General features: G+C 53.2%; 17 protein-coding genes. 3 read left to right on the forward strand and 14 right to left on the reverse strand.

From position 1 onward, the window contains the following. Window positions 1-17 precede the first annotated feature (17 nt). On the reverse strand, window positions 18-1,256 hold the full coding sequence (locus tag ACYVBJ_RS24460; protein ID WP_460984913.1) for an ABC transporter permease: 1,239 nt from the start codon (window positions 1,254-1,256) through the stop codon (window positions 18-20). A 160-nt stretch (window positions 1,257-1,416) separates the two neighbouring features. Here ACYVBJ_RS24460 and ACYVBJ_RS24465 point away from each other — a divergent pair, with 160 nt between their 5' ends. Next, a complete protein-coding gene (locus ACYVBJ_RS24465; protein WP_460984914.1) occupies window positions 1,417-2,679 on the forward strand; it encodes an asparagine synthetase B in 1,263 nt (420 codons plus the stop codon). Between the two features lie 264 nt (window positions 2,680-2,943). Here the strand turns inward: ACYVBJ_RS24465 and ACYVBJ_RS24470 are convergent, their stop codons facing one another. Then, on the reverse strand, window positions 2,944-3,996 hold the full coding sequence (locus ACYVBJ_RS24470) for a DNA/RNA non-specific endonuclease (RefSeq protein WP_460984915.1): 1,053 nt from the start codon (window positions 3,994-3,996) through the stop codon (window positions 2,944-2,946). A gap of 89 nt (window positions 3,997-4,085) precedes the next feature. Here ACYVBJ_RS24470 and ACYVBJ_RS24475 point away from each other — a divergent pair, with 89 nt between their 5' ends. Further along, window positions 4,086-5,312, forward strand: a complete 1,227-nt coding sequence (locus ACYVBJ_RS24475; RefSeq protein ID WP_460984916.1) for a BaiN/RdsA family NAD(P)/FAD-dependent oxidoreductase — start codon at window positions 4,086-4,088, stop codon at window positions 5,310-5,312. A gap of 19 nt (window positions 5,313-5,331) precedes the next feature. Here the strand turns inward: ACYVBJ_RS24475 and ACYVBJ_RS24480 are convergent, their stop codons facing one another. The 6 genes from ACYVBJ_RS24480 to ACYVBJ_RS24505 form a co-directional block, all read right to left on the reverse strand. Beyond that, window positions 5,332-6,261, reverse strand: coding sequence for a bifunctional riboflavin kinase/FAD synthetase (locus ACYVBJ_RS24480; protein ID WP_460984917.1), 930 nt, complete (start codon window positions 6,259-6,261; stop codon window positions 5,332-5,334). Continuing rightward, window positions 6,258-6,980: a tRNA pseudouridine(55) synthase TruB gene (gene truB, locus ACYVBJ_RS24485; RefSeq protein ID WP_460984918.1), complete on the reverse strand. Its 723-nt coding sequence runs from the start codon at window positions 6,978-6,980 to the stop codon at window positions 6,258-6,260. The genes ACYVBJ_RS24480 and truB overlap by 4 nt, the downstream gene beginning before the upstream one ends. Before the next feature lie 77 nt (window positions 6,981-7,057). Further along, complete coding sequence (locus ACYVBJ_RS24490) at window positions 7,058-7,918, reverse strand: undecaprenyl-diphosphate phosphatase (protein WP_460984919.1); 861 nt, start codon at window positions 7,916-7,918, stop codon at window positions 7,058-7,060. A gap of 92 nt (window positions 7,919-8,010) precedes the next feature. Continuing rightward, complete coding sequence (locus ACYVBJ_RS24495) at window positions 8,011-8,367, reverse strand: DUF3098 domain-containing protein (protein WP_460984920.1); 357 nt, start codon at window positions 8,365-8,367, stop codon at window positions 8,011-8,013. A 94-nt stretch (window positions 8,368-8,461) separates the two neighbouring features. Beyond that, complete coding sequence (locus tag ACYVBJ_RS24500; RefSeq protein ID WP_460984921.1) at window positions 8,462-9,343, reverse strand: cell division protein FtsX; 882 nt, start codon at window positions 9,341-9,343, stop codon at window positions 8,462-8,464. Between the two features lie 116 nt (window positions 9,344-9,459). Further along, window positions 9,460-10,998, reverse strand: a complete 1,539-nt coding sequence (locus ACYVBJ_RS24505; RefSeq protein WP_460984922.1) for a glycoside hydrolase family 32 protein — start codon at window positions 10,996-10,998, stop codon at window positions 9,460-9,462. A gap of 52 nt (window positions 10,999-11,050) precedes the next feature. Here ACYVBJ_RS24505 and treF point away from each other — a divergent pair, with 52 nt between their 5' ends. Continuing rightward, window positions 11,051-12,649, forward strand: coding sequence for an alpha,alpha-trehalase TreF (treF, locus tag ACYVBJ_RS24510; protein WP_460984923.1), 1,599 nt, complete (start codon window positions 11,051-11,053; stop codon window positions 12,647-12,649). A 75-nt stretch (window positions 12,650-12,724) separates the two neighbouring features. Here the strand turns inward: treF and ACYVBJ_RS24515 are convergent, their stop codons facing one another. From ACYVBJ_RS24515 to ACYVBJ_RS24540, 6 genes are all read right to left on the reverse strand, one after another. Beyond that, window positions 12,725-16,153, reverse strand: coding sequence for a T9SS type A sorting domain-containing protein (locus tag ACYVBJ_RS24515; protein ID WP_460984924.1), 3,429 nt, complete (start codon window positions 16,151-16,153; stop codon window positions 12,725-12,727). 168 nt (window positions 16,154-16,321) lie between these two features. Then, entirely contained in the window at window positions 16,322-16,885 is a 564-nt protein-coding gene (locus ACYVBJ_RS24520; protein WP_460984925.1) for an RNA polymerase sigma factor, read from the reverse strand. Between the two features lie 231 nt (window positions 16,886-17,116). After that, window positions 17,117-19,978 carry a 7TM-DISM domain-containing protein gene (locus tag ACYVBJ_RS24525; RefSeq protein ID WP_460984926.1) on the reverse strand — a complete coding sequence of 954 codons (2,862 nt, stop codon included), beginning with the start codon at window positions 19,976-19,978 and terminating at the stop codon, window positions 17,117-17,119. Between the two features lie 291 nt (window positions 19,979-20,269). Next, window positions 20,270-20,425 (reverse strand): hypothetical protein, encoded by a 156-nt coding sequence (locus ACYVBJ_RS24530; protein ID WP_460984927.1) that lies wholly within the window; start codon window positions 20,423-20,425, stop codon window positions 20,270-20,272. Window positions 20,426-20,430: 5 nt separating this feature from the next. Then, entirely contained in the window at window positions 20,431-21,198 is a 768-nt protein-coding gene (gene truA, locus ACYVBJ_RS24535) for a tRNA pseudouridine(38-40) synthase TruA (RefSeq protein WP_460984928.1), read from the reverse strand. Window positions 21,199-21,362: 164 nt separating this feature from the next. Then, the gene (locus ACYVBJ_RS24540; protein ID WP_460984929.1) at window positions 21,363-22,556 is read right to left on the reverse strand and encodes a DUF6600 domain-containing protein; all 1,194 of its coding nucleotides are present in this window, start codon (window positions 22,554-22,556) and stop codon (window positions 21,363-21,365) included. Window positions 22,557-22,607 lie beyond the last annotated feature (51 nt).

Consider the following 22,607-nt stretch of genomic DNA (forward strand, 5'->3'; position numbering starts at 1 on the left):
TGTATGACTTTATAGCTTTATTCATACCGAAGCGCTTCAATGGGGTCAAGTTTTGAAGCCCGAACGGCAGGATAAATACCGGCAAAAAGGCCGACCGTTACGCATACAACGATACCCAGTCCCATCCAGGCCCAGGGCACAACGAAGCCGCCCTCACCCTGACTAACGAGGGTTGAAATCAGGTTGCCAATGCCGAGGCCAAGCAGCACACCACCGATGCCGCCCAGAATACAGATCACAATGGCCTCAATTAGAAATTGCTCCCGTATGCGTTTGGGCGTTGCACCCAAAGATTTGCGAATGCCGATTTCACGAGTACGTTCTGTAACCGAGACCAGCATAATATTCAGCAACGCAATGGCGGCTCCCAGCAACGTAATGAATCCTATCCCGAAGCCCCCCATGCGCAGGTAGCCCGTAATATTTTCGGTTTCTTTGGCCAGATCATCGGCCCGCTCGATCTCAAATGAATCCGGCTGGCCAAGCGGATCACGGCGCACCAGGCGCATAACCCCGCGTGCTTCGCCAATGGCTTCGTCCTGATCCGATACGGAGGGCACGGACGCTGTGATGTCGAACGAAAGCTTCTGCGTTCCGGCCAGGGCGCGGGCATTGTCAATGGGGATCAGAATAATCCGGTCATCGCCCCCTCCGGCCAACCCTCCTTTTTTAGCCAGCACACCCACAATTTTATACTGATTGCCGGATACCCGAATGACCTGGTTCAGCGGGTCCAGCTTTCGCTCAAACAACGTAGTAGCCACTTCACTGCCAATAATCGCTACGTTCAGGTTATACGTAATGTCGTTTGGAGTCAGGTTGCGGCCACGCTGGAGGGTGAACCCCTTGACGGGTAAGTATCGATCGTCGCCCCCCGTTAACTGTATGTTCGGGTTTGTTTTTTTCGAGCCAAACTTAGCCTGCGCGGCCCCATTAACGATGGTCGAGACGGAAATCGTAGCCCCATACGGGAACCGGCGTTTGAACTGCACCGCATCAAAATAATCGATGGGGGCGTCCTGCCGCTGAACCCGTCCTCCGCGCCGAAACGCATCCTGCCGGGCCACAATATTGAACGTATTGGCTCCCAGCCCCGCAAAGCTGCTGTTCACCGAATTCTGAATGCCGTCAATAGCGGTCAGGATACCCACCAGCGACGTAATACCGATGGCGATGATAAGCGACGTAAGAATGGTCCGAAGGCGGTTTCCCGCAATCGACCGCAGCCCTTCCCGAATATTTTCAATAACATTCATTGACTCAAAGAATGAAAGTGCGAAAGAACAAAAGTGCGAAAGCGAGTTATAAGGCCCATTCTTTTACGCTTTCACGCTTTCGCTCATTAAAATCCTGCACAAAATTTGCTTATCTTTCGTTATTACAAAACTACCGCGAGCAATCTTAATGGGGAAACCAATGAAACGGCTGCTGTTACCGCTTATCCTAATTCTGACATTGACGGGCCGTGTCTGGGCCTCTAAAATTTTGATTCCGATGGACGAGAGCCAGAAGAATCATTTAAAAGCGTACGGCATCGCCTATTGGGTACTGAAAACGCACGACACCGAAATCGACTGGCTGCTGAATTATCGGGGCGGCTCGTTTATGATGCCGCAAGCCCAGGCCTTTGTTAACGAACTGGTCATCCGGGGCGTCAGCTACGAGGTTATCTCCGATGCGCAATCGGCACAAATTCTGGCCGAAGTTGCCGCTGCCGATGCAAACATGGACGCGGTGAAGCTTCAGAAGCCCCCTAAAGTAGCGGTCTATTCGCCCAAAACCAAACAGCCCTGGGACGATGCCGTTACTATGGTAATGACCTACGCCGAGATTCCGTACGACGTAGTGTTCGACGAAGAGGTAATGAACGGCAAACTGCCCGAATATGATTGGCTGCACTTGCACCACGAGGATTTTACGGGTCAGTACGGCAAGTTTTTTCACTTCAAGGATCAGCCCTGGTACATCGCCCAGAAACAGGAAGCCGAAAACATTACCCGTAAGTTTGGTTTCTCGAAAGTACCGCAGCTTAAACTTGCCGTTACGCAGAAGATTCGTGATTTCGTATTGGGCGGTGGCTACCTGTTTGCCATGTGCAATGCGACCGACACCTTCGACATTGCGCTCGCAGCGCATAACACCGACATCGTTGATGCGTTCTACGACGGCACGCCCGCCGACGCCAATGCGAACAACAAGCTCGATTTCAGTCAGACGTTTGCGTTCAGAAACTTTCAGGTGTATACCAACCCCTACCTGATCGAATTCTCGAACATTGATAACCAGCCCGAAGAACGCGGCTTAAGCGAGCATAACGATTATTTTTCGTTGTTTCAATTCTCGGCGAAATATGACCCGATCCCGACCATGCTGACGCAGAATCACCTCAACGTCATCAAAGGCTTTATGGGGCAGACGACAGCCTTCAAGAAAAATCTGATTAAGCCCGAAGTGGTGATCATGGCCGAAAATCGCTCGGTTGGTGAGGCTCGTTATATTCATTCGCCTTACGGCCGCGGCTTCTTTACGTTCTACGGCGGTCACGACCCCGAAGATTACCGGCACGAAATCGGTGAAGAACCCACCGACCTGAACCTGCACCCCAACTCAGCGGGTTACCGCCTGATCCTGAACAACATTCTCTTCCCGGCGGCAAAGAAAAAGAAACAGAAGACATAGGCTTATCCCTGATGTGTAGCTGTATTAAAAACAGGGTGCCAGGTTTGAGAATCTGGCACCCTGTTTTTTGTTTTCTTTCCTTGAATACTAACGGATTAACTACAAAGAAAGGCCCTGTTTAGGATTTAGAAAAATGGATAAGAATTAGGCGATTTTGTCATCCCGAGGAACGAGGGATCTTCTGTAGTTGGAGGTTTCTCAGCCTCATCCGAAGATCCTTCCTCGGGATGACAAAATTGCGCTCAAACTGAAATCATAAAGAACTTAAAACCATTCATCAACCATTTCACCCCGGCCTTTGCTTTCCAGCTTGCGTTCCAGATCATCGGGAAGCCTGGGAAAAAAGTCAATGCCAGTAAGCTGCTCGATCTGATCGACGGGTACTACAAACTGCTTTAGCGAACGCTCAGAAGCTTCATTGTTCAACAGAAAGCCAATCATGCGAATCTCTGGCCTGTTGCAGTAGAGGATAACTTTGTAAAATTTCTGCGGCACGCTGACTTCGTTCGTGCGGCCAATAGTGGGTAAGCCCGGTTTCAGCACCGGTCCCGTAACCACATAAAGCCCGTTGTCGCGCAGCGCCCACCGACGTACCTGATCTTCCAGCTCCTTCCAGACACCCCGGTTGAACGCAGGTACCTGGGGAGACATGTTACTCATGTAAAACGTTTCCTGCATCATTCGGCGGGAAAACTTGAAGTCGCCCGCCGGAGCCAGATGCCCCCGGTCATAACCCGAACGCGTGTAATCGGCGGGTAAAGCCGAGCCGGTCCGCACAGCCGGATCGGGTTGAAACTTGGAGCCTTCGCGGTCCGTACCGCCGTTGATCTCTTCCGGAAGCAGTGGGTAAGCCACCCAGTCGGCCTGCTTGTATTTATCCCGAAAACGAAGGGTATAGCCATTATGCCGCACGACATCATCCGAAGCGGAGAAAGCCGGTAAGATAAAGTCGACCTGCTTTTCGAAACTAAATAAAGTTTTGCCGCGTGTACTGGGAACCGGTACCGATCCGCGCTCGTCACTGGCGGAGCTTTCCTCATCCGATGGCGTCTGCTTATTCGGCCGCTCGTCGGAAGCTCTATCTTCCGATGGTTCAGGAGCTTTGTAAGGATTATCCTTCCGCTCTGATCGAGCTGGGCCCAGCCCTACAATCTTGCGGATGTCGTTCCAGAACGCAACTACCGGCTGCGTGCGGCCACCGTAATGCAGAAACAGGCCGATCAGAAAAAAGATGAACAGCAGCACAAGCGTATTACCCCGCAGCCGGAAGCCGCGCCGATAATACTTTTTCGAACGAAAATTTGGCGGAAAGAACATACCTGCAAAACTACAATTATCTGCGTATGCGCGCCTATTCGATCGCCCTCAGTTGCGAACTACAAGGTATACGCTGCTGTTCATCTACTATGCCGTTGTTGACTATTGTTGTAATTGGCGGGGGAGCCGCCGGTTTTTTCGGGGCCATCACCGCTGCCGAAACCTTCCCGGATGCCGCCGTTACCATTCTTGAAAAAAACCGTACTGTCCTGAATAAAGTCCGCATCTCGGGCGGAGGCCGTTGTAACGTTACCCATGCCTGTTTCGACAACCGGCAGTTGATAAAGCACTACCCGCGTGGTGAAAAGCCGCTCCGTTCGCTGTTGACTCAGTTTGATGCGGCCACCACAGTACGTTGGTTTGAAAATCGGGGCGTTCAGCTCAAAACGGAAGCGGATGGGCGAATGTTTCCCAGCACCAATACGTCAGATACCATCGTCGATTGTCTGCTCACAACGGCCCGACGACTCAGCGTTCAGGTACGGACGAGCTGCGGAGTGGCTTCGCTCATTCGCACCCCACAGGGACAGTGGGCCATTCAACTGCTAACCGGTGAAACTCTGCTAGCTGATCGGGTTCTGATCGCAACGGGCGGTTATCCACAGCTCACTGCCTACGGCTGGTTACCCCAGCAACGTGAGTCACTTATTTCGCCGGTGCCTTCACTGTTTACGTTTAATGTGCCGGACAATCCCTTGTTACCCCTGGCAGGCGTATCCGTACCCGACGCGAAGGTATACGTAGTGGGTACCAAGCAGGAACAGCGTGGGCCGGTACTGGTCACGCACTGGGGATTCAGCGGCCCCGCCATTCTGCGGTTGTCGGCCTGGGCGGCCCGTGAGTTGGCAGAAAAAGCGTATCGGTTTACGTTACGTATCAACTGGGTATCAACGCTTAACGACAACCAACTCCGCCTGGCTTTGCAGGACTTCAGGCAGCAGAACGGCCGCAAACAGGTTGCTTCGCAGAATCCGTTTGGGCTACCCACTCGCCTGTGGCAGTCCTTTACGGCAGCTTCCGACATTGCTGATGAGCAGCGTTGGGCCGATTTACCGGCCAGGCTTCTGAACCGACTCATCGAGCGATTGACCAACAGCCAGTTTCAGGTTACGGGTAAGAGTACGTTTAAAGACGAGTTTGTTACGTGCGGAGGCATCGACATGGACAGCCTCCATCCGCAGACCCTCGAAAGTAAAACCCAGCCGGGGCTATTTTTTGCGGGCGAAGTGCTCGACGTCGACGGCATAACAGGCGGCTTCAACTTCCAGAACGCCTGGACAACCGGCTACGTAGCGGGCCGCAATATTGGCAGTTAGTTGATTATCAGTATAGCAACTAATGCCCTAATATCTTCCGGGCCGATTCTTCGTCACGCTTGAGCTGGGCGACCAGGGCTGGCAGGCCGTCGAATTTTTGTTCGGGCCGCAGAAACGCCCGGAACTTCAGCGTCATGTGTTCGCCGTATATATCCTTGTCGAAGTCGAAGATATAGGTCTCGATCGTCTGGTTCGTTCCGCCAACGGTAGGGCGATAGCCGATGTTGAGCATTCCGCCGAGCGTCTGACCGCCGTACAGCACATCTACGGCGTAGACTCCATTGGCCGGAATCAGTTTGATCAGATCATCAACCTGTAAGTTCGCCGTGGGAAAACCAATCGTACGGCCTAACTGCTGCCCCTTGATGACGGTACCGGTAAGGCTGTACTCCCGCCCCAGAAACAGATTTGCGGTATGTACATTTCCCTCGCTCAACGCAGCCCGAATCCGGGACGAACTAACCCCTACCGCTTCCACATCCTGACGGGGTATTTCTTCGACTTCAAATCCGTACTCACTCTGATGGGCCTGAATGTAGTCAAAGCCCCCTTCCCGGTCGCGGCCAAAGCGGTGGTCGTAGCCGATCACCAGCTTCTTCGTGCCAATCTTGTCGATCAGGATCTGCCGGATGTATTCTTCGGAGGTCAGTTGCGAGAACGAACGCGTAAACGGAATGACAATCAGGTGATCAACGCCCGCCTGCGCCAGCAGTTCGATTTTCTCATCGAGCGTTGTCAGTAATCTTAAGTTCTGACTATCGTTCGACACCACCGTTCGGGGATGCGGCCAGTACGTAATCAGAACAGATTCGCCACCACTGAGCTTGGCCACTTCCGTCAGGCGGGACAGAATCGTCTGATGCCCCCGATGAACACCATCGAAGGTACCGCTCGTAACAACGGCATTAACTAAAGGCTGGAGGTCGTCGAGACCACGGTGAATCATCATAGCGGTAGCGGTGGTGCGGGCAATTCGGCGCGACACTTGGCAATAAAGCCTTCAAGCGTATCGGCATCCTCTACCCGAAAGGCTCCGATACGTGTCCGACGCAGACTGCTCATGTACGCTCCATTGGCGAGTAAAAGGCCCAGATCGCGCACCAGACTGCGAATATACGTGCCTTTCGAACACACAATGCGGAAATCGATTTCGGGGAACCGGGTGGCATCCGTTTCAAAGACCGATACCGTAACCTGACGACTTTTAATGCCACCTTCGATTTCGTTTCCGGTTTCTCCCCGCCGGGCCTTCTCATAGAGCCGCTCGCCATTCACCCGCACGGCCGAATAAATTGGCGGGACCTGTAGAATGTCACCCGTCAGTTGCTCGGCGGCTTGCTGTATCTGCTCGGTCGTGATGCCCGACGTATCGAATTCGGCGTCAAAAGCGGTCTCGAGATCAACGGAGGGCGTAGTTTTACCCAGCACCAACGTACCGGTATATTCTTTTTCCTGCGCCTGGTACTGATCAATCTGCTTGGTCATTTTTCCGGTGCACAGGATCAGCAGGCCCGTAGCGAGCGGATCAAGTGTACCGGCATGACCGATCTTTCTGAATTTACAGGCATATTTAAGCTTGTTGGCAACGTCGAACGACGTCCACGTCAGGGGCTTATCGATCAGAATGACCTGGCCTGGATCTGGCGATGGTAAGTTTTGTTGTGACACGGATTGAATCGCCGAAGCGAACACGTAAAGACGCGGAGAGAAACTCAGGTCGTCCTGTGCGGCTCGCCAGTAAACGTTTATAACACTTGTAGTTTCACGCCCGCGGCCCACAGCCCTAACAGCAGCAGACCGAGCGCAATGCGGTAGTAGCCGAATACTTTAAACCCGTAGCGGTTCAAAAATCCAACAAAACCCCGAATCGCCAGCAGGCCAACGACAAACGCAATGGCATTGCCAATGAGCAGCGTCTGGTAATCGGCAGGTTGCAGCAATTTATAGGTTTTAAGCAGCTTGTATCCCGACGCGGCTGCCATGGTAGGAACGGCCAGGAAAAATGAAAACTCGGCGGCCTGCTGGCGGGTAAGACCCTGGGTCATACCACCGATGATGGTAGCCGCCGAGCGTGACACCCCAGGAATCATGGCGATACACTGAAAGAACCCTACTTTCAGCGCTTCCGGGAACGTAATGTCGTAGTCGCGGGGCTTATCCTGAAACACCCGGTCTATGAACACCAGGACAATGCCGCCCAGCAACAAGGTAATGGCGACAACAACCACATTTTCGAGCAGGGAGTCAATGAAGTCGTTTAGCAGAAAGCCGATGACAGCCGCGGGTAAAAATGCAACCAGCAATTTGAGGTAAAAGTCAATCTGGCTCGTATAGGGGCCAATCAGCCCTTGAAGTGAAGGAGGCAGACTCTGAAACCAACGTACCGATTCAGTGGTGCGGGTGTCGCGCAGGAACCGCCGGTAATACAGAACAAGAACGGAGAGGATACAGCCGAACTGAATGTCGACAGTGTAAAGCTTGGTGAATTCGTCTCCGGCGATGCCGGCCAGCGACGAGTAGATGATCATGTGGCCGGTAGAGGAAACCGGCAGAAATTCCGTTAAGCCCTCGATGATGGCTAACGCAATTGCGTGAATAAGATCCATTCCGCAAAGTTATAGAGTCCAGCAGTCATAAAGTTGCAAAGTTGGCGGACGCAGTATAAACTTTACAACTTTATGACCGGAGACACTTGTAACTATTCGCTTTGGGGCCGGGCCAGAATCGCGAAAAATTCGAGCATGAAGCCGCTCATCACCACAATGGGGCCGAGTGTCAGGCCCAGAAAGCCAAACCCAAACTCTTCTTTATCGAGACTCATGATAAAGAAACCAGCCAGAATAACGCCAATGCCAATCAGCATCAGCGTGTAATTCCGACGACTAAAAGGTAAGGCAGGCGCTTTTACGAGGTCCCGTCGACCCGATTCGGCCGTAACCGAACGTAGTGGCGCAGCTTTGGGAGCCGCCGTAACAGCTGGAGCCGGTGCGGTCGTTTTTTTGGCTGGTTCTTCGCGCGTCAGCGTAGTCGAGCCATATTGTTTGTCTTTTGCCATGTTCTTTCTATTTATCAGTATCTAATGAACAAGTGGGAAGCGATAATGGCTTACAAAACCCCGGCAGATGTTCATTATTCCTGTGCTTTATTCATTAATAAAGTTCATCGACCGTCAGGCCCAGGTATCGGTTAACGGCCTGAAACGTACTCAGAAAGCCAATCAGTACGCCCAATCCCACAATTCCGGCCAATAGAATGGCGGTCTTGTCATAATCCTGAAACGTGGCCATTTCGGGCAGGTTACGAATGGCAATCTGCAGGGCCGCCAATAATAAGGCAACGGCCAGCAAACCGGCCAGAAATCCCTGCCACATGCCCCGCGCCAGAAACGGACGGGTAATAAAGCCATTGGTCGCGCCCACAAGCTGCATACTCCGGATCAGCATCCGCTGTGAATGAAGCGCCAGCCGAATGGTGTTGTTCATCAATACGACGATGATCACCAGCAGAATCACCGCAAAAGCCGCCATGAGGGCGTAGATTTTCGTGATGTTTCGGTTGATGTTATCGACCAGGTTCTCCTGATACACGACTTCGAACACACCGTCGATCTGCTCCAGATCCTGTTTTACCTCCTGCAGCTTCGCTTCTTCAAAAAACTCTTCACTCAACTTGATACGGTAGCTGTCCCGTAACGGGTTCTCGCCCAAAAACTTAGAAAAGTCTTCTTTGGTTTCGGCGATAAACTCTTTGGCGGCCACATCCTTGGGCACAAAACTCAACTGGGGTGATCCGTTCGCTTTCAGGATATACGGACGCTCGGCAATGGTCTTGTACAATTTAACCACTTTCGTCGTGTCCATATCTTTATCCAGAAATGCCCGCATCTCGTAGTTCTCCCGGATATAGGTTACCAGCCGCTTCGACTGAATCGCCAGCACTCCACAAAAACCAATTAAAAACAACGCCAGCGTCAGGCTGAACAGAATCATGCCACTGGGATACGTACCTACCTTCTTTTTCTTACGAGCCATTCAGGGGTTCGTGTTAGGAAACAAAAATAACTGATTCAACCGGGCAACGGCCCAATTTAAGAAAATTTAAGGGAAATTAGCCTGAGCCAGACGCTTATGGTCACTACGTCACTCGCCTACCGCCAGATGGACTCCACCGGCTGAATCGATACGGAACCGATCCCATTTCCAAAAAACTCAATACCCCGGCTCGTCGGACTTGGAAAGATCTGATTCGTGAGGGTGGCCTGCCCTTCATTGGCAAACACTTCTACCGAAGAACGATCGACCCATATCTGTAACGAAATCCGGCCGTTTTGCGCCTGTAAAGGAGCCGTAAATCGTCCGGGAAATTCTTTTTTGAACGATACCTGCCCCGACCGCGTACGATCGACGTACACCTGCGACCTGGTCGGGTCGTATCCAATAACGGTCTCTTCGTTTACGCCCGTTTCCGAAACACCTTTACGGATCCGAACGCCCGACGCGGGCTTGGTTGCATCCAGTTCCATGGTCAGCAGATACGTATCGCCCGAAACCCCACCCGCACTTAAGCTTTCATTCAGCAGGGCCAGGTCTGATCCATTCCCCTGCATCCCCTTCCCTACCAGTTGTTTCAGCTCCTGAATGGGGCGCTGTCGGAGTTCATAACTCGTGCCGACCTTGGCCAGGCGCAGTTCGCGGGGCAGCGACATGGTTCCCCGAAAGGGCGTCGTGGGAATATCGTTTGCGTACTGCCAGTTGTTCATCCAGCCAATGCTGATCGCTCCTCGATTACCCCGGATGGGCAGGTTATTATACGTAATGGCCGCGTAGTAATCTTTCCCCCAATCTACAAACCGGGGCGCGCCGGGTTTCAGCTCGTTCACAAAGGTTGACCCGTTGAATCGCCCGACATAATACTGCATGCCCGAACCGCCAGCCGCTCCGTTACTGCCCATGGAAAGCAGCAGCAGGTGTTTCCGCTCGGTTGTGCCGTCCACCGGTACCTCCACCAGATCGGGGCACTCCCAGATATTGGCGGGGCTGTCGGCGGCTGTAAACTCACCGGTTTTCGTCCACCGCTTCAGATCAGCCGAGTTGTAAAAAAGCGCTTTCTTCTCGGTTGGCAGCAATACAATCATTACCCATTTCTGGGTTGGTTCGTACCAGAATACTTTGGGATCGCGGAAATCCTTTTTCTTCAAATCAAGGACAGGGTTCGCCGTGTACTTGGTCCAGGTACGTCCTTTATCCAGGCTATAGGCGATATGCTGGCTTTGGTTATTCGGCCGATGGCCGGTATAGACCGCGACTATCGGAACGATTCCGTCGCGACCGAAGCCACTCGTATTGTTTTTATCAACCACGCAGCTTCCCGAAAAAATCATGGTTTCGCCTTCCTCCGGAATGGCGGGCGGCAATTCGCGCCAGTGCACCAGATCACGGCTGATGGCGTGCCCCCAGGTCATGTGCCCCCAGCGGATGCCGAACGGATTGTACTGAAAAAAAAGATGATATTCGCTATCGTAATACACCAGCCCGTTGGGGTCGTTGGCCCAGTTCTGACGGGGCGAAAAATGATACTGCGACCGCAGGGGCTGCTTATACGTTGTATCAGTGCTTGTACGTTGAGCGAATAGCGTGGGCGAAACGGCCCCTAGACAAACTAGCAGGGCGAATACGCGAATAAACATAAGGCAAAACAATTTGGGTGGCAAGTACGCTAATCTTACGAAAAACTACTGCATGAATCGAGTAAACAAACCACTTATTACCGCTGCGCTCCTCTTTCTGGGTTTTTCGCCCATCACGGACCAGAAGCCCGTCGTTCAGCCGGGTCAGACGCTGGCGGGTCCCGATGAGCAGTTCGGTAAACTTTTTGAAGACGTTCAACTAAAGGCCGTTTTCCCGGATTCAAAGACTTTTGCCGATTGTACTCCGAAAGTTAGCCCGGCAATCATCCTGGCAAATTACGAAAAAGCCCGTCAGCAACGGGGCTTTACGGTAAAGGCGTTTGTAGAGCAGCACTTCACCCTGCCCGTTACCCCGGCCTCGGGCTACACGAGCAAGGCGAACCAATCAGCTCAGCAGCACATTACCGAACTCTGGCCGGTTCTGACCCGACCCGCCAGTGCCAAATCAAAACCAGACCCGCTGGCGGGCTCACTGATTCCGCTGCCGAAGCCGTACGTAGTGCCCGGCGGCCGATTCGGCGAAATCTATTACTGGGACAGTTATTTTACCATGCTGGGCTTACAGGCGTCCGGCCAGACGGCGCTGATCCGGAATATGGTCGATAATTTTGCGTACCTCATCCGCACCTTCGGCTTCATTCCCAACGGCAACCGCACGTACTTTCTGGGCCGGTCGCAGCCTCCGTTCTTTTCGTTTATGGTCAACCTGCTGAGCGAAACCCAGGGTCGGCGGGTGCTGCTCAACTACCTGCCGTATCTGCAGCAGGAATATAACTTCTGGATGAACGGCAAACCGCAGCTAACCGCTCAGAATCCCGTTTACCGGCGTATTGTCCGACTGGCCGATGGGGTGTACCTGAATCGGTATTACGACGATAAAAATACACCCCGGCCCGAGTCGTATAAAGAAGACGTAGAAACGGCCCGAAAAAGCAAAGATCCGCAAACGATTTACCGGCACCTCAGGGCCGGAGCCGAGTCGGGCTGGGACTACAGCAGCCGCTGGTTCAAGGATGGCAAGACCCTACGTACCATTCACACCACCGATTTTATTCCGATCGATCTGAACTGTCTGCTGGTTAACCTGGAGCGGACACTGGCCGAAGGCTATCGGCTGAAAGGTGATCAGCGTCGGCATAAAATGTACCTGCTGCTGGCTCAGCAACGGCGCGACGCTATTCTGCGGTACTGCTGGAACGAACGGCGTCAGTTCTTTTTTGATTACGATTTTGTGGCGCAAAAACCGGCTACCATCTACTCGCTGGCCGCTGTGTACCCTCTCTTCGTGAAGGTAGCGAAACCCGAACAGGCGCAGGGCGTAGCGCGGGTGCTGCAACGTGATTTCCTGAAGCCTGGCGGTTTGATAACCACAACGGTACGTACGGGCGAGCAGTGGGATTCGCCCAATGGCTGGGCTCCTTTACAATGGCTGGCTATTCAGGGGCTTCGAAACTACAATCAGACGGAACTGGCCAACCGGGTAAAGCTCAACTGGATGACGGAAAACCTACGGGTATACAGTGCCGCTGGCAAAATGGTGGAGAAATACGACGTTATCAATACGGGAGCCGCTAAGGGTGGCGAATACCCGAATCAGGACGGTTTCGGCTGGACCAACGGCGTTTTGCTACGTCTACTGAAAGAAAGTTAATGAAGAAAGGCGGGTGTTCCCCGGACGCTAACCAGGGAACACCCGCCTTTGCTACGTGTTTATTTCTGACTGCCTTTACAGCTTAACCACTTTCAATTGCCTGGTTTGTCCGGCCGTATGGACGTACAGCATGTACACGCCTGCCGCCTGATTGCTCATATCCCACTCCACGGTTTGTTCCTGAGCGGCTGATTTCCAATCCTGCTGACGTAGTGAATATCCCTGCGCGTTAATCAATTTCACGGTTAGGGGCTGACCAGCCGCGCCTTTGACCACCGCCCGTAACTGACCATTTACCAAGGGATTGCCCAGTACAGATACCTCTAAAGCGGATTCAGCTATGGCCACTTCTGCACCCACACGAGCCCGGCAGCTGGCGTCTACATACAGCCGATACGGGCCGTAGATAGTAACGGTCCCTGCCCCATCCGTCGTCTTGAGGTAGAAGTCACCCTGGGTGTTGGTCTGGGCATTGATAATAGTCAGACTTGACGTAGCGGTACCTCTAAACAACTGCGGGCTCTCCATGATCTTGGGCGTAGTCAGACTGTTCTTGTACCACTCATACTTGACCGGACTACCACTCACCGCTACGCTGATCACCGCTGTGCCTCCCCTACAGACCGTCAGGCTACTTGAGCCACCCGTCACCGTTGTACTGGCCGTGACTGAACAGCCTCCACTGGTGGTCGCCGTGACCGAGTAGATGCCTACCGTACTGACCCTGGCCGTGTTGCCGCTGCTGCCCCCCTGCTGAGCGGCTCCTGAACTAAAGACGTAGCTGGCAAAGCCTGCTGTGGCCGTTAGGGTCACGCTGGCGTTGGTGAACGAAAGCGGTCCACTGCTGGTCAGACTCAGGCTGGGTGGGGTGTTCACCGTTAGTGACGTAACTGCCGAAGCCACCTGCCCATTACGGCTCACCGTTAGGGTAAAGCTTTGAGTACCCGGCCCACTGGCCGTTACGTTCTGGCTGAAGTTGCCGTTGGCCGTGCCGCTGGTGGGGGTACTACTGCCGTTGCTGAGCGTGTAGGTGTAGAGACCCGTTACGTTACCCACCGTAGCGGTAAAGGTGACAGGGCTACCTACACAAACTACATTGAGACTGGCGGCAAAGCCGGTCAGTATTGGGGTCGCATCTGTAATGGTCAGGGTGTAAGCCGAACTGGCCACTCCAACACAGCCACTGGCATCCTGAGCACTGACCAACACCGAGTAACTGCCCGCCTGGGTGGGCGTACCCGATAAGACGCCACTGGCCGACAGGCTCAGACTCGAAGGCAGGTTGGCGCTGACCACTGAGTAGCTGTAGGAGCCACTGCCCCCCTGAGCCGTGAAGCTCTGGCTGAAGGGCTGGCCCACCGTAGCGGTGCTTATGGCCGGGTTACTCACCGTCAGACTAGTGGGAGTGCCCTGGTACTTATACGCCCCCCGATCAATGACGCCACCGTTGTACTGACGGGTGGCACCGGCCAGGTCAGTCGAGGGGCCGTTAGCCGACGAGTAAGCGGCATTGCTGCCCGTGTTGATAGCTGGTGAACAGTCCCGCAGTTGAGTGGAGGTGGTACTCACAAAAGGTGTCAGGGTGGTGGTAAGGTTGTTGCCCGCGTCGGTATAGCCGCTTACCGAAGGCTCGAACACGCTGTAGCTGGCTGATAAGCTGCCCACTCCTGTTAGTACAAAGGTGTTAGCACCGCCGTTGCCAAAGAACACCGAGTTGATCAGGTTGGTGTTACTGTTGTCCCGGTTGTAAATAGCTCCGCCATCGATTGTAGCTGTATTGCCCTGTAGCGAGCAATTGACCAGGCTGGGACTGCTGATATTATTGTAGATGGCCCCGCCATTTGATGTAGCCGAATTGTTTTGTAGCGAACAATTAACCAGGCTGGGACTACTGACATTGTTATAAATAGCTCCGCCATTAGAGGCCGTGTTGTTTTGAAAGCTACAATTGATCAGGCCAAGATTGCCATTCACGTTATAGATGGCCCCGCCATTGATTGCAGCTGAATTGTTTTGCAGACTACAATTGATTAGGCTGGGATTGCTACCCAAGTTGTAAATGGCCCCGCCCCGTGTGTCAATATTACCGTTGCCATTCGCATTGCCGCCACTGATAACAAACCCATCGAGTACCGCTGTATTGTCCAGACGGTTTCCATCGTTTCTGATAATATGGTAGCTATTGTCAGAGGTATTGGCGAAGTTAGGGCCGTCATCTCCATTCAGGTCGCCCGACAGTATACTATTACTTGGTTGCCCCGTAATGGGTGTGATCGTCGGCCGATCTCCCAGCTGCCCTTCAGTTCCTACAAAGCCCCCAATAACCTTAACTCCCGCTTTCATCACAAAGCTGATGCTGCGGTCGGTGCCGGTGGTGGGTTTGTAAAGACCCTGGGCCACCCAGACCTCTTGCACACCCTCGGCATCGATCATGGCCTGCAAGTCGCCACTGGCCTGTTGCCAGCTAGAGCCGTCACCCGTACCGTCCTGTTTGACGTAACGGATAGGTAGCGTTTGAACATAGGAGATGATCACCAGGCCATTGCCCGAGTTGCCATCCTGGGCTCCGGTTGTAGCGGTGCCATTGGGGTCGATGCTGAACGAGCCGCCCCCCCCACCAACGCCACTACCAATGTCATATATAATACCAGCACTGCCCCCCCCTGAGTAGCCACCTCCACCCCCACCAACTGCCGCTAAAAAACCAGTGGTTTGGTAATAGCCTAAACCGCCACCGCCGAAGCCCGCGGCTCCGAAAAGGCCACCGGCCCCACCATTGACAAACGCTCGACCGCCACTTACTTGGTATTGTGGCGCATTCTGGCCATTTGTGAATAGGCCTCCACCGCCCGCTGCTGGATCTTCTAATCCAGCAATACTACCGCCATTGCCGCCTGTGCCGCCTGCACCGCCCCCATTGTTGGGAGCAGTGCCCGCCCCACCGTTGTTGGTTAGCTGACCATGCTTCGACTCTGAATCAAGGTTGATGGTATTGCCAGCGGCACCACCGCTGCCACCACCGCCCCCGGCAACGATCAGTGGCTGAATGGGGTTGCTACCTGTAACTACAAACGAACCACCCCCGCCCGAAGGTAAAGCAATATACTGCCCTCCTACTAGAATAGATAGCTGTTGACCCGGTGTAACGGTGGCTTTACCTGTAATGATTGCTCCTTTCCCTGGCGCATATACCGATTTCGGGGATGTGCCGCCCTCTGCGCCCCGGGCCTCAATCGTTAGGGAAGTGACCCCAGCTGGTACGGTCCAGGTTACAATAGTCTCCGAGTAGGCAAACGTTTCTGAGGTAACAGCGGCCAGCCGACCGCTGGGCAGAGGCCGCATGATGGTTGCCTTAACAGGGGCAACCGTCCTGAGTTGACTTGCCGCCGGTTTAGGGCGAGATACCTCCCGACGTTCCTGTCGCGAGATAACGGGTTGTACCTGCTGAGCTGATGCGCTGAGCCAGCCAGAGAGTAAAACGAGAAGAGTACACAGGTGTTTCATAAGGAGTTGCTTGAAAAGGAAGCAGATTATATTCGCTATAAAACTACCACTACTGTAGGCGGTCAAATGTAAGGGGGGTAGTTGTCCAGAGGCTAACACTGGTGTTACATTCTTTAACACTGTTGTTACATTTTAGGCAAAATGACAATTTTTTGTTGTCCAGACTGCTCAAAATACTGGTTTACAATAGGCCTGCTGGAGTTTGTGTCGGCTGCGTTTGAGCCGCATTTTTACTGCGCTCTGGGAGAGGTTATACTGTTCGCCGATGGCCTGAATTGATAAGCCCTGCTCATATTTAAGCTTCAGCAGATTGACCTCTTCGGCCGGTAACTGCTTCAGGGCATGTTCCAGGGAAGCCAGCCGATCTTCTGTTGCCTCTGCCCGATTCGGCCCTAAAGACAAGTCCTCCAACTCATCCGTCAGTTCAGGCGGCAACGGTTCCACAGCCATTCGTTTGCGGAGTCGAAGCTGATCCAGGCAGTAGTGGTAAGAAATGGCATAGAGCCAACTGGAGAATGAGGAGCGGTTCCGAAACGAGCCTAACCGCTCGAATACTTTTATGAAGATGTCCTGCGTATAATCTTCAGCTGCGGTTGTATCCCTGGTCAGTGATAAACAGGTCTTATAAACTTTATGGACGTAACGAGCGTAGAGCACGCTGAAACTATCTTCTGAATGGTCAGTCAAAAAGGCGTTGGCTAATTGCTCATCGGTACATTTATTCTTCATCATAGCGCTGATTAAGAGAATTAGTTCTAAAACTAAGCTTAGGATAGGTGACCGGTCAGTTGCACAATGTATGATCCTATACTCCCGGCAAGTACCACAAACACCAAATCAGGCGCTAACGCTCACGTTACATTCTTTACCACTCATGTTACACAGGCATAAAAAAAGCCTGAAAACTCAGGCTTTTGAACGCGATGACTATACGACTCATTCATGTCAGTACGTAGTACCTCTCTACGATGCCGTAGTCTGGTCTGGCCGGTCCGCCGGTGCGGTGACCTGGGCTGGCGCGACCCGGTCTGGCGCGACCCGACCGTACTGAGAAGGAGGTACACCATAGCGCTCCTGAAATACCTTGGCGAAATATGACAAGTTATCAAAGCCAACGGTGTAGGCTACCTGCGAAACACTCTGACCACCCATACGTAACAGTTCGGAGGCTCTGGCCAATCGGATATGTCGGATAAATTCGGTAGCCGTCGAACCCGCCAACGCTTTTAGTTTACGATGGAGCTGAACGCGGCTCATATTAACTCCTTCGGCGAGTTCTTCGACTGTAAAGTCAGCCCGGTCAATATGTTGCCACACGACCGCCTTCAGCCGTTCCAGAAACTGCTGCTCCGCCTTCATCGCTACAGATTCAACCGGTTGCTGGACCTCATTAGCGGGAGTCGGGTCGGGCGCTGCAGCCGAAAACCGTTGGTACAGATGCTGGCGTTGCTTTACGAGGTTACGTACCCGGACCTGCAATTCGGCGCGATTAAACGGCTTAGTCAGGTAATCGTCAGCTCCCAGTTCAAACCCTTGAATACGATCGTCAACGGTTGCTTTTGCCGTGAGCATCACCACCGGAATATGACTGGTAGCCTCCTGGGTTTTCAGGGCTTTACAGAAGGCAAAACCGTCGAGCCGGGGCATCATCAGATCGCAGATTATTATATTGGGCAACGTAGCCGTAGTCATTTCCAGCCCTTCCTGACCATCCACAGCTTCCAGAATCTGGTAGTCGGCTTCAAAGATGCTCCGCACGTAAGCTCGGATATCGGCATTGTCGTCAATAATCAGGAGCATATTATCCACCATGGCTGGCGTATCAACAGAAGCCCACTGGTTGCCCAACGTCGGTTCGGGGGGCAACATAGTTAAAGCTCGCTCGGCACTCGGTACATCAGCGCTCGACACAGGTTGAGCGCTGTCTGCGCTAACCAGCAGCGGCAGCTCAACGGTGAATTGAGTGCCAACACCTTCTGTACTTTCAACCCTGATTGTCCCGCCGATCACCTTTACCAATTCGTGGACCAGCGCCAGACCGATGCCGGTTCCTTCGTATGAGCGGTTGATTTTACCATCGACCTGATAAAAACGCTCAAAAATGTGCGTCAGGTGTTTAGGGGCGATACCAATACCCGTATCCTCGATGATTAGTTGCACCAGCCCCGACGTTGGCGCTTCCGGGTAGCGTACGCACATGCGTACCTCATTACCCACTGGGGTGAATTTAAACGCGTTGGAAAGCAGGTTCGTAACAATTTTCTCTAGTTTGTCGCGGTCAAATACGCGCTCATAGTCGGTTTTGGTTTGGGTAAAACTGAACCGAATCTGCCGGCTCTCGGCCAAAGAATTAAACGAACTGGCCAGTGTACGGAAAAATGCAGCCAGATCGCCCCGTTCCGCCTGTACCTGAAACCCACCCGCTTCGAGCTTGCTCAGGTCGAGTAACTGGTTGATCAGACTCAGCAGGCGGTTGGCATTCCGCTCCATCAAGGCTACCAGCGGCTCGGCAGGGAACTTCTGTTTCAGGTCGGAAAGCGGACCAAGCAGCAAGGTAAGTGGTGTCCGAAACTCGTGCGAAATATTGGTAAAAAACTGCGTCTTGACGGCGTCCAGCTCCTGTAGTTTATCAACTTCCAGCTTCTCACGAGTCAGTGCATTTGCCGTGGCAACCCGATCTTTAATGTAGGACTGTACGATCCGCCCCAGTACGAGCGACATCGATACCATCTCAATAGCCAGGGCAAGCAGAGCCAGCTGACTAATCACGGGTCGGTACGGAATCACCGACAACGATTGCAGTTGAAACAGAAAAAAAGGAATTGTGCAAAGGGCAATGGGCAAAACAAAATGGACCGCCGACCTTGACCTGGTAAACCAGATCAGAAACACATTCAGGAAAAAGAGGCCATACATCACCAGAACGATGATCGCATTAAACCGGCCAATCGCAGCTGTTTGAACGAAAAAGGGAAGAAAAACGCCTACCGCGCAAACACCTGTAATACTCAGCAACAGCCACCGGAGCGGACGGAGGAGAGGTCGGTTGTCCAATAGGCTATACATCCAGGCAGCCAATCCCAATGGCAGCAGACGACCCATACCGTAGTGCATCCAGTCCAGCAGACCAGGGTATCCTGAAAAAAGGATGGGGTACACACCCGTGCGGGAAAGGGTCGATATATACAGCAGAAACGTACAGACGGCGTAGAAGCGAAATTGCGGATCAGGAATGAAACGGGCCAGCACAAAATTGTTCAGCGACCGAAGAATAAACAGCCCTAAAAACATCCAGATGGCAAAAATAATGACCCGCCCTTTGCTGAGATTATAGTATTCGTCCCAGACGGTTACTTTGCCAAACATAGCCAGGCTGCTCTGAATGCGGAAATAGGCAGTGACAGGGGTATTGGGGGGCAGTTCAACGCGGAAGAACGGAGTGGTCGCAAAAAAACCCTGGTCAACGTAAGGACGCTTCAGCCCGCCAGTCTGGTGTTTAATTTGGCCATTCGGATAAACCAGATACAGATCAGCATAATCGAGGGTGGCCGCATCGATCAGGCCCAGCAGCCAGTGCTTTGTGTTTTCCCGACTCTGGTTGATTAGCTCAAATCGAACCCAATACGCACTGTTGCTAAAACCAAACTGGAAGTTCTCAGAAGGGCTGGGTCTGAAGTCTGTCCGCTGCCTGACTTGAGCAAGGGTTAACCGCCCGCTTTTGTCCTCCAAGATAGCCGTTTGGCGACCGACCGGCACAAACTGGGTTGTATCCGACAACTTTATGACCGGGTCAGCGGCCTGGACACTGCCACCAGCAAGCAGCATCCAACAAAAAAATAACGTTGTGTAAACCAGGATACGCATTAAAAAGCGCAGTTAATTAACGGGCCTCATCAAGATAAGTAGTTACAACTATCCAGCCAAACAAATCGGCTCCGAAATGCAATCTGTTCGTTTTGATTGGTTTATACGAATATCCGTAACGAAAAGATTCCGACGATTCACCAGAACTCGTAACTCAACCGTTGGTCCAGGCTCGTCGGACGTAACAGCTTGCTCATACGGCTCCTGTTCCGGACAGGCTGCCCAACAGCCATCGTAAATAAAGGTCAGACTCTACGTAGCGGTACCGCAGAATAGCTGCGGAGTTTCCATAATTTTGGGCGTGGTGAGGTTATTCTTGTACCACTCATACCTAACCGGATTACCACCCACCGCTACGTTGATGACGGCTGTGCCTCCCCGGCAAACGGAAGGACTGTTCCCACCCATAATCCCTACTCCAACAAAACGCGGTGCTGAAAGACTTCGACGGGATAAGTTACTTCCATTAAATACAACCCGTTGGCGGGGGCAGCCCTACCCGCAATCGTGCGGTCTTTGGCCTGAATAATCCGCTCGAACTGCGCAAGGCTCATCCGCCCCTGGCCAATTTCGACCATCGTACCCACAATCGTGCGGACCATTCCCCACAAAAACCGGTTCGCTTTGATGTGGAAGGTAAGCTGATCGTCGCTGGTCTGCTCCCAGTAGGCAAAATCGAGTCGGCATAAGAAATTTGTTACGTTCGCGCGGGCTTTGCTGAAGCTCTGAAAGTCACGATACGTTAGCAGAATTTCGCAGGCGGCATTAAGTTGATCAATAGCCAGATAAGGCCGAAAATGATACGTAAGTCCGGGTTGAAATACGCGCTTATGCCGGGTGATGTGGTACTGATAATAGCGGGCTACGGCCGAAAACCGGGCGTGATCGTCGGGGCGAACGGGGAATATAGTGTGAATGGCAATGTCGTCAGGCAACATGCAATTCAGGGAGTAAAGCAGTTCGCTGGTCAGTGGCAAAGGTGCGTCGCTGTCAAAATGAGCAAACTGCTGTTCCGCGTGAACACCGGCATCCGTCCGACCGCTGCCAACAATGTAGACAGGTTGGCCAAAGCGACGGCTCAACGCGGCTTCGAGCGTTGTCTGGACACTTACGCCATTACGTTGTGCCTGCCACCCATGATAAGCCGTGCCCCGGTAAGAGACTTCCATAAAATAACGCATACCCCGCAAAAGTACCGCTTTGCCCCCAGCAATACAGTCTTATCGCCCGTAAAGCAACGAGCCAGCTATGCATCGGATAGCTGGCTCGTAATCGTTATAAAGCAAACGTTACGCAGTTGTTGTCTTTATCAATACTACGTAACGTTTGCTGCCGTTAGCTCTGGCTACCGAGGACCGCGTGAGTGCCCCGTGCGGTTCGCTTCTCCGCCCCGGTTCTGGCTCGGCCATTGATTCTGCGCCCGGTCACGTTGCGGATACCCTTGCCCCCGAACGTCAGGTGAGGGTTGCTGATACGTATTCTCAGCGCGTGGGCTCGGATTAGGCGCAGGGCTGTTAACTACGGGTGCCTGACGGTCTGGTCGTTCGTAGGTCCGGTTCGGCTGGGGCGAGTACCCATCCGATGTACCGTTGGCCCTCCGGTTATTCCAGCCACGGTCGTTGCCGTCGGGTTGACCCGGCCGGTTATACGTCCTGGATTCAGCTGGTGCGTTGCCATTCGCATAGCCTCCGCGCCGATCGTTGGGTGCATAGTTTGGCGTATAGCCCCGATTGGGTGCTGTATAGTCGTTATAACTACGGCCATTGTCGGAGCGGCCCGAGTTTTCGTAATTCCGACCGTAGGCTACTGATGGGTTCGGCCGATAGAAACCAACGGACCCATTGCCGACAACCGACCGTCCGGGGCGGTCCATATAATCGACCCGGTATACCTGAACAGGTCGGCGCGTTACGCGCTCGATCTCAACGCGTTGCGGGCCGTACACATACGCCCGGTTGTTGTACCGATAGACGTTATTGATGATCGTCGTGTTCTGGTAAATGTTGATTACCCGGGGATGCGGCACCCGGTAGCTGTATAGGTTTGGGCTGGTGATATACACCTGTGGCACGAAAGTCCAGTACGGCGCCGGAATGTTGATGTTTACGTTAATATCGATGCCCGGCCCCAGGGGAGCCCAGCCATAATAGCCACCACCCGAACGCCAGGACACCCAGGCAGGCCCCCATTCAGAGGCCGGAATCCAGATCCATCCGCCATAGGCCGGGTCCAGTACCCACCGACCGTAGTGAAACGGTGCCCAGCCCCAGTCGTAATCAGAAACCCAGGTGTTTCCGTACTCTGTAACCACCCAGTGCCCATTACTGGCGTAGGGCTGAAACTCCGGCCCGGTATTGGGCCGCCATACGTTTCCATACGCTGGGTGCTGCCCCCACTGCCCGTAGGGAGCCAATTCCGTATAAAACGACTCAACCGGTACGTTGAAACCCGGCTGAGCCACGGCTGTTTGGTTCCCAGCCAGCCCGATGGTCAGCAACATCAGCAGACCCCATACAGCTTTATTTATTGACGCGTTCATGTGTCCCGACAATTAACGGCGAAATGCCTTGTGTGCTGGTTAGACAGCCAG

This window comes from Spirosoma fluminis (assembly GCF_054778895.1).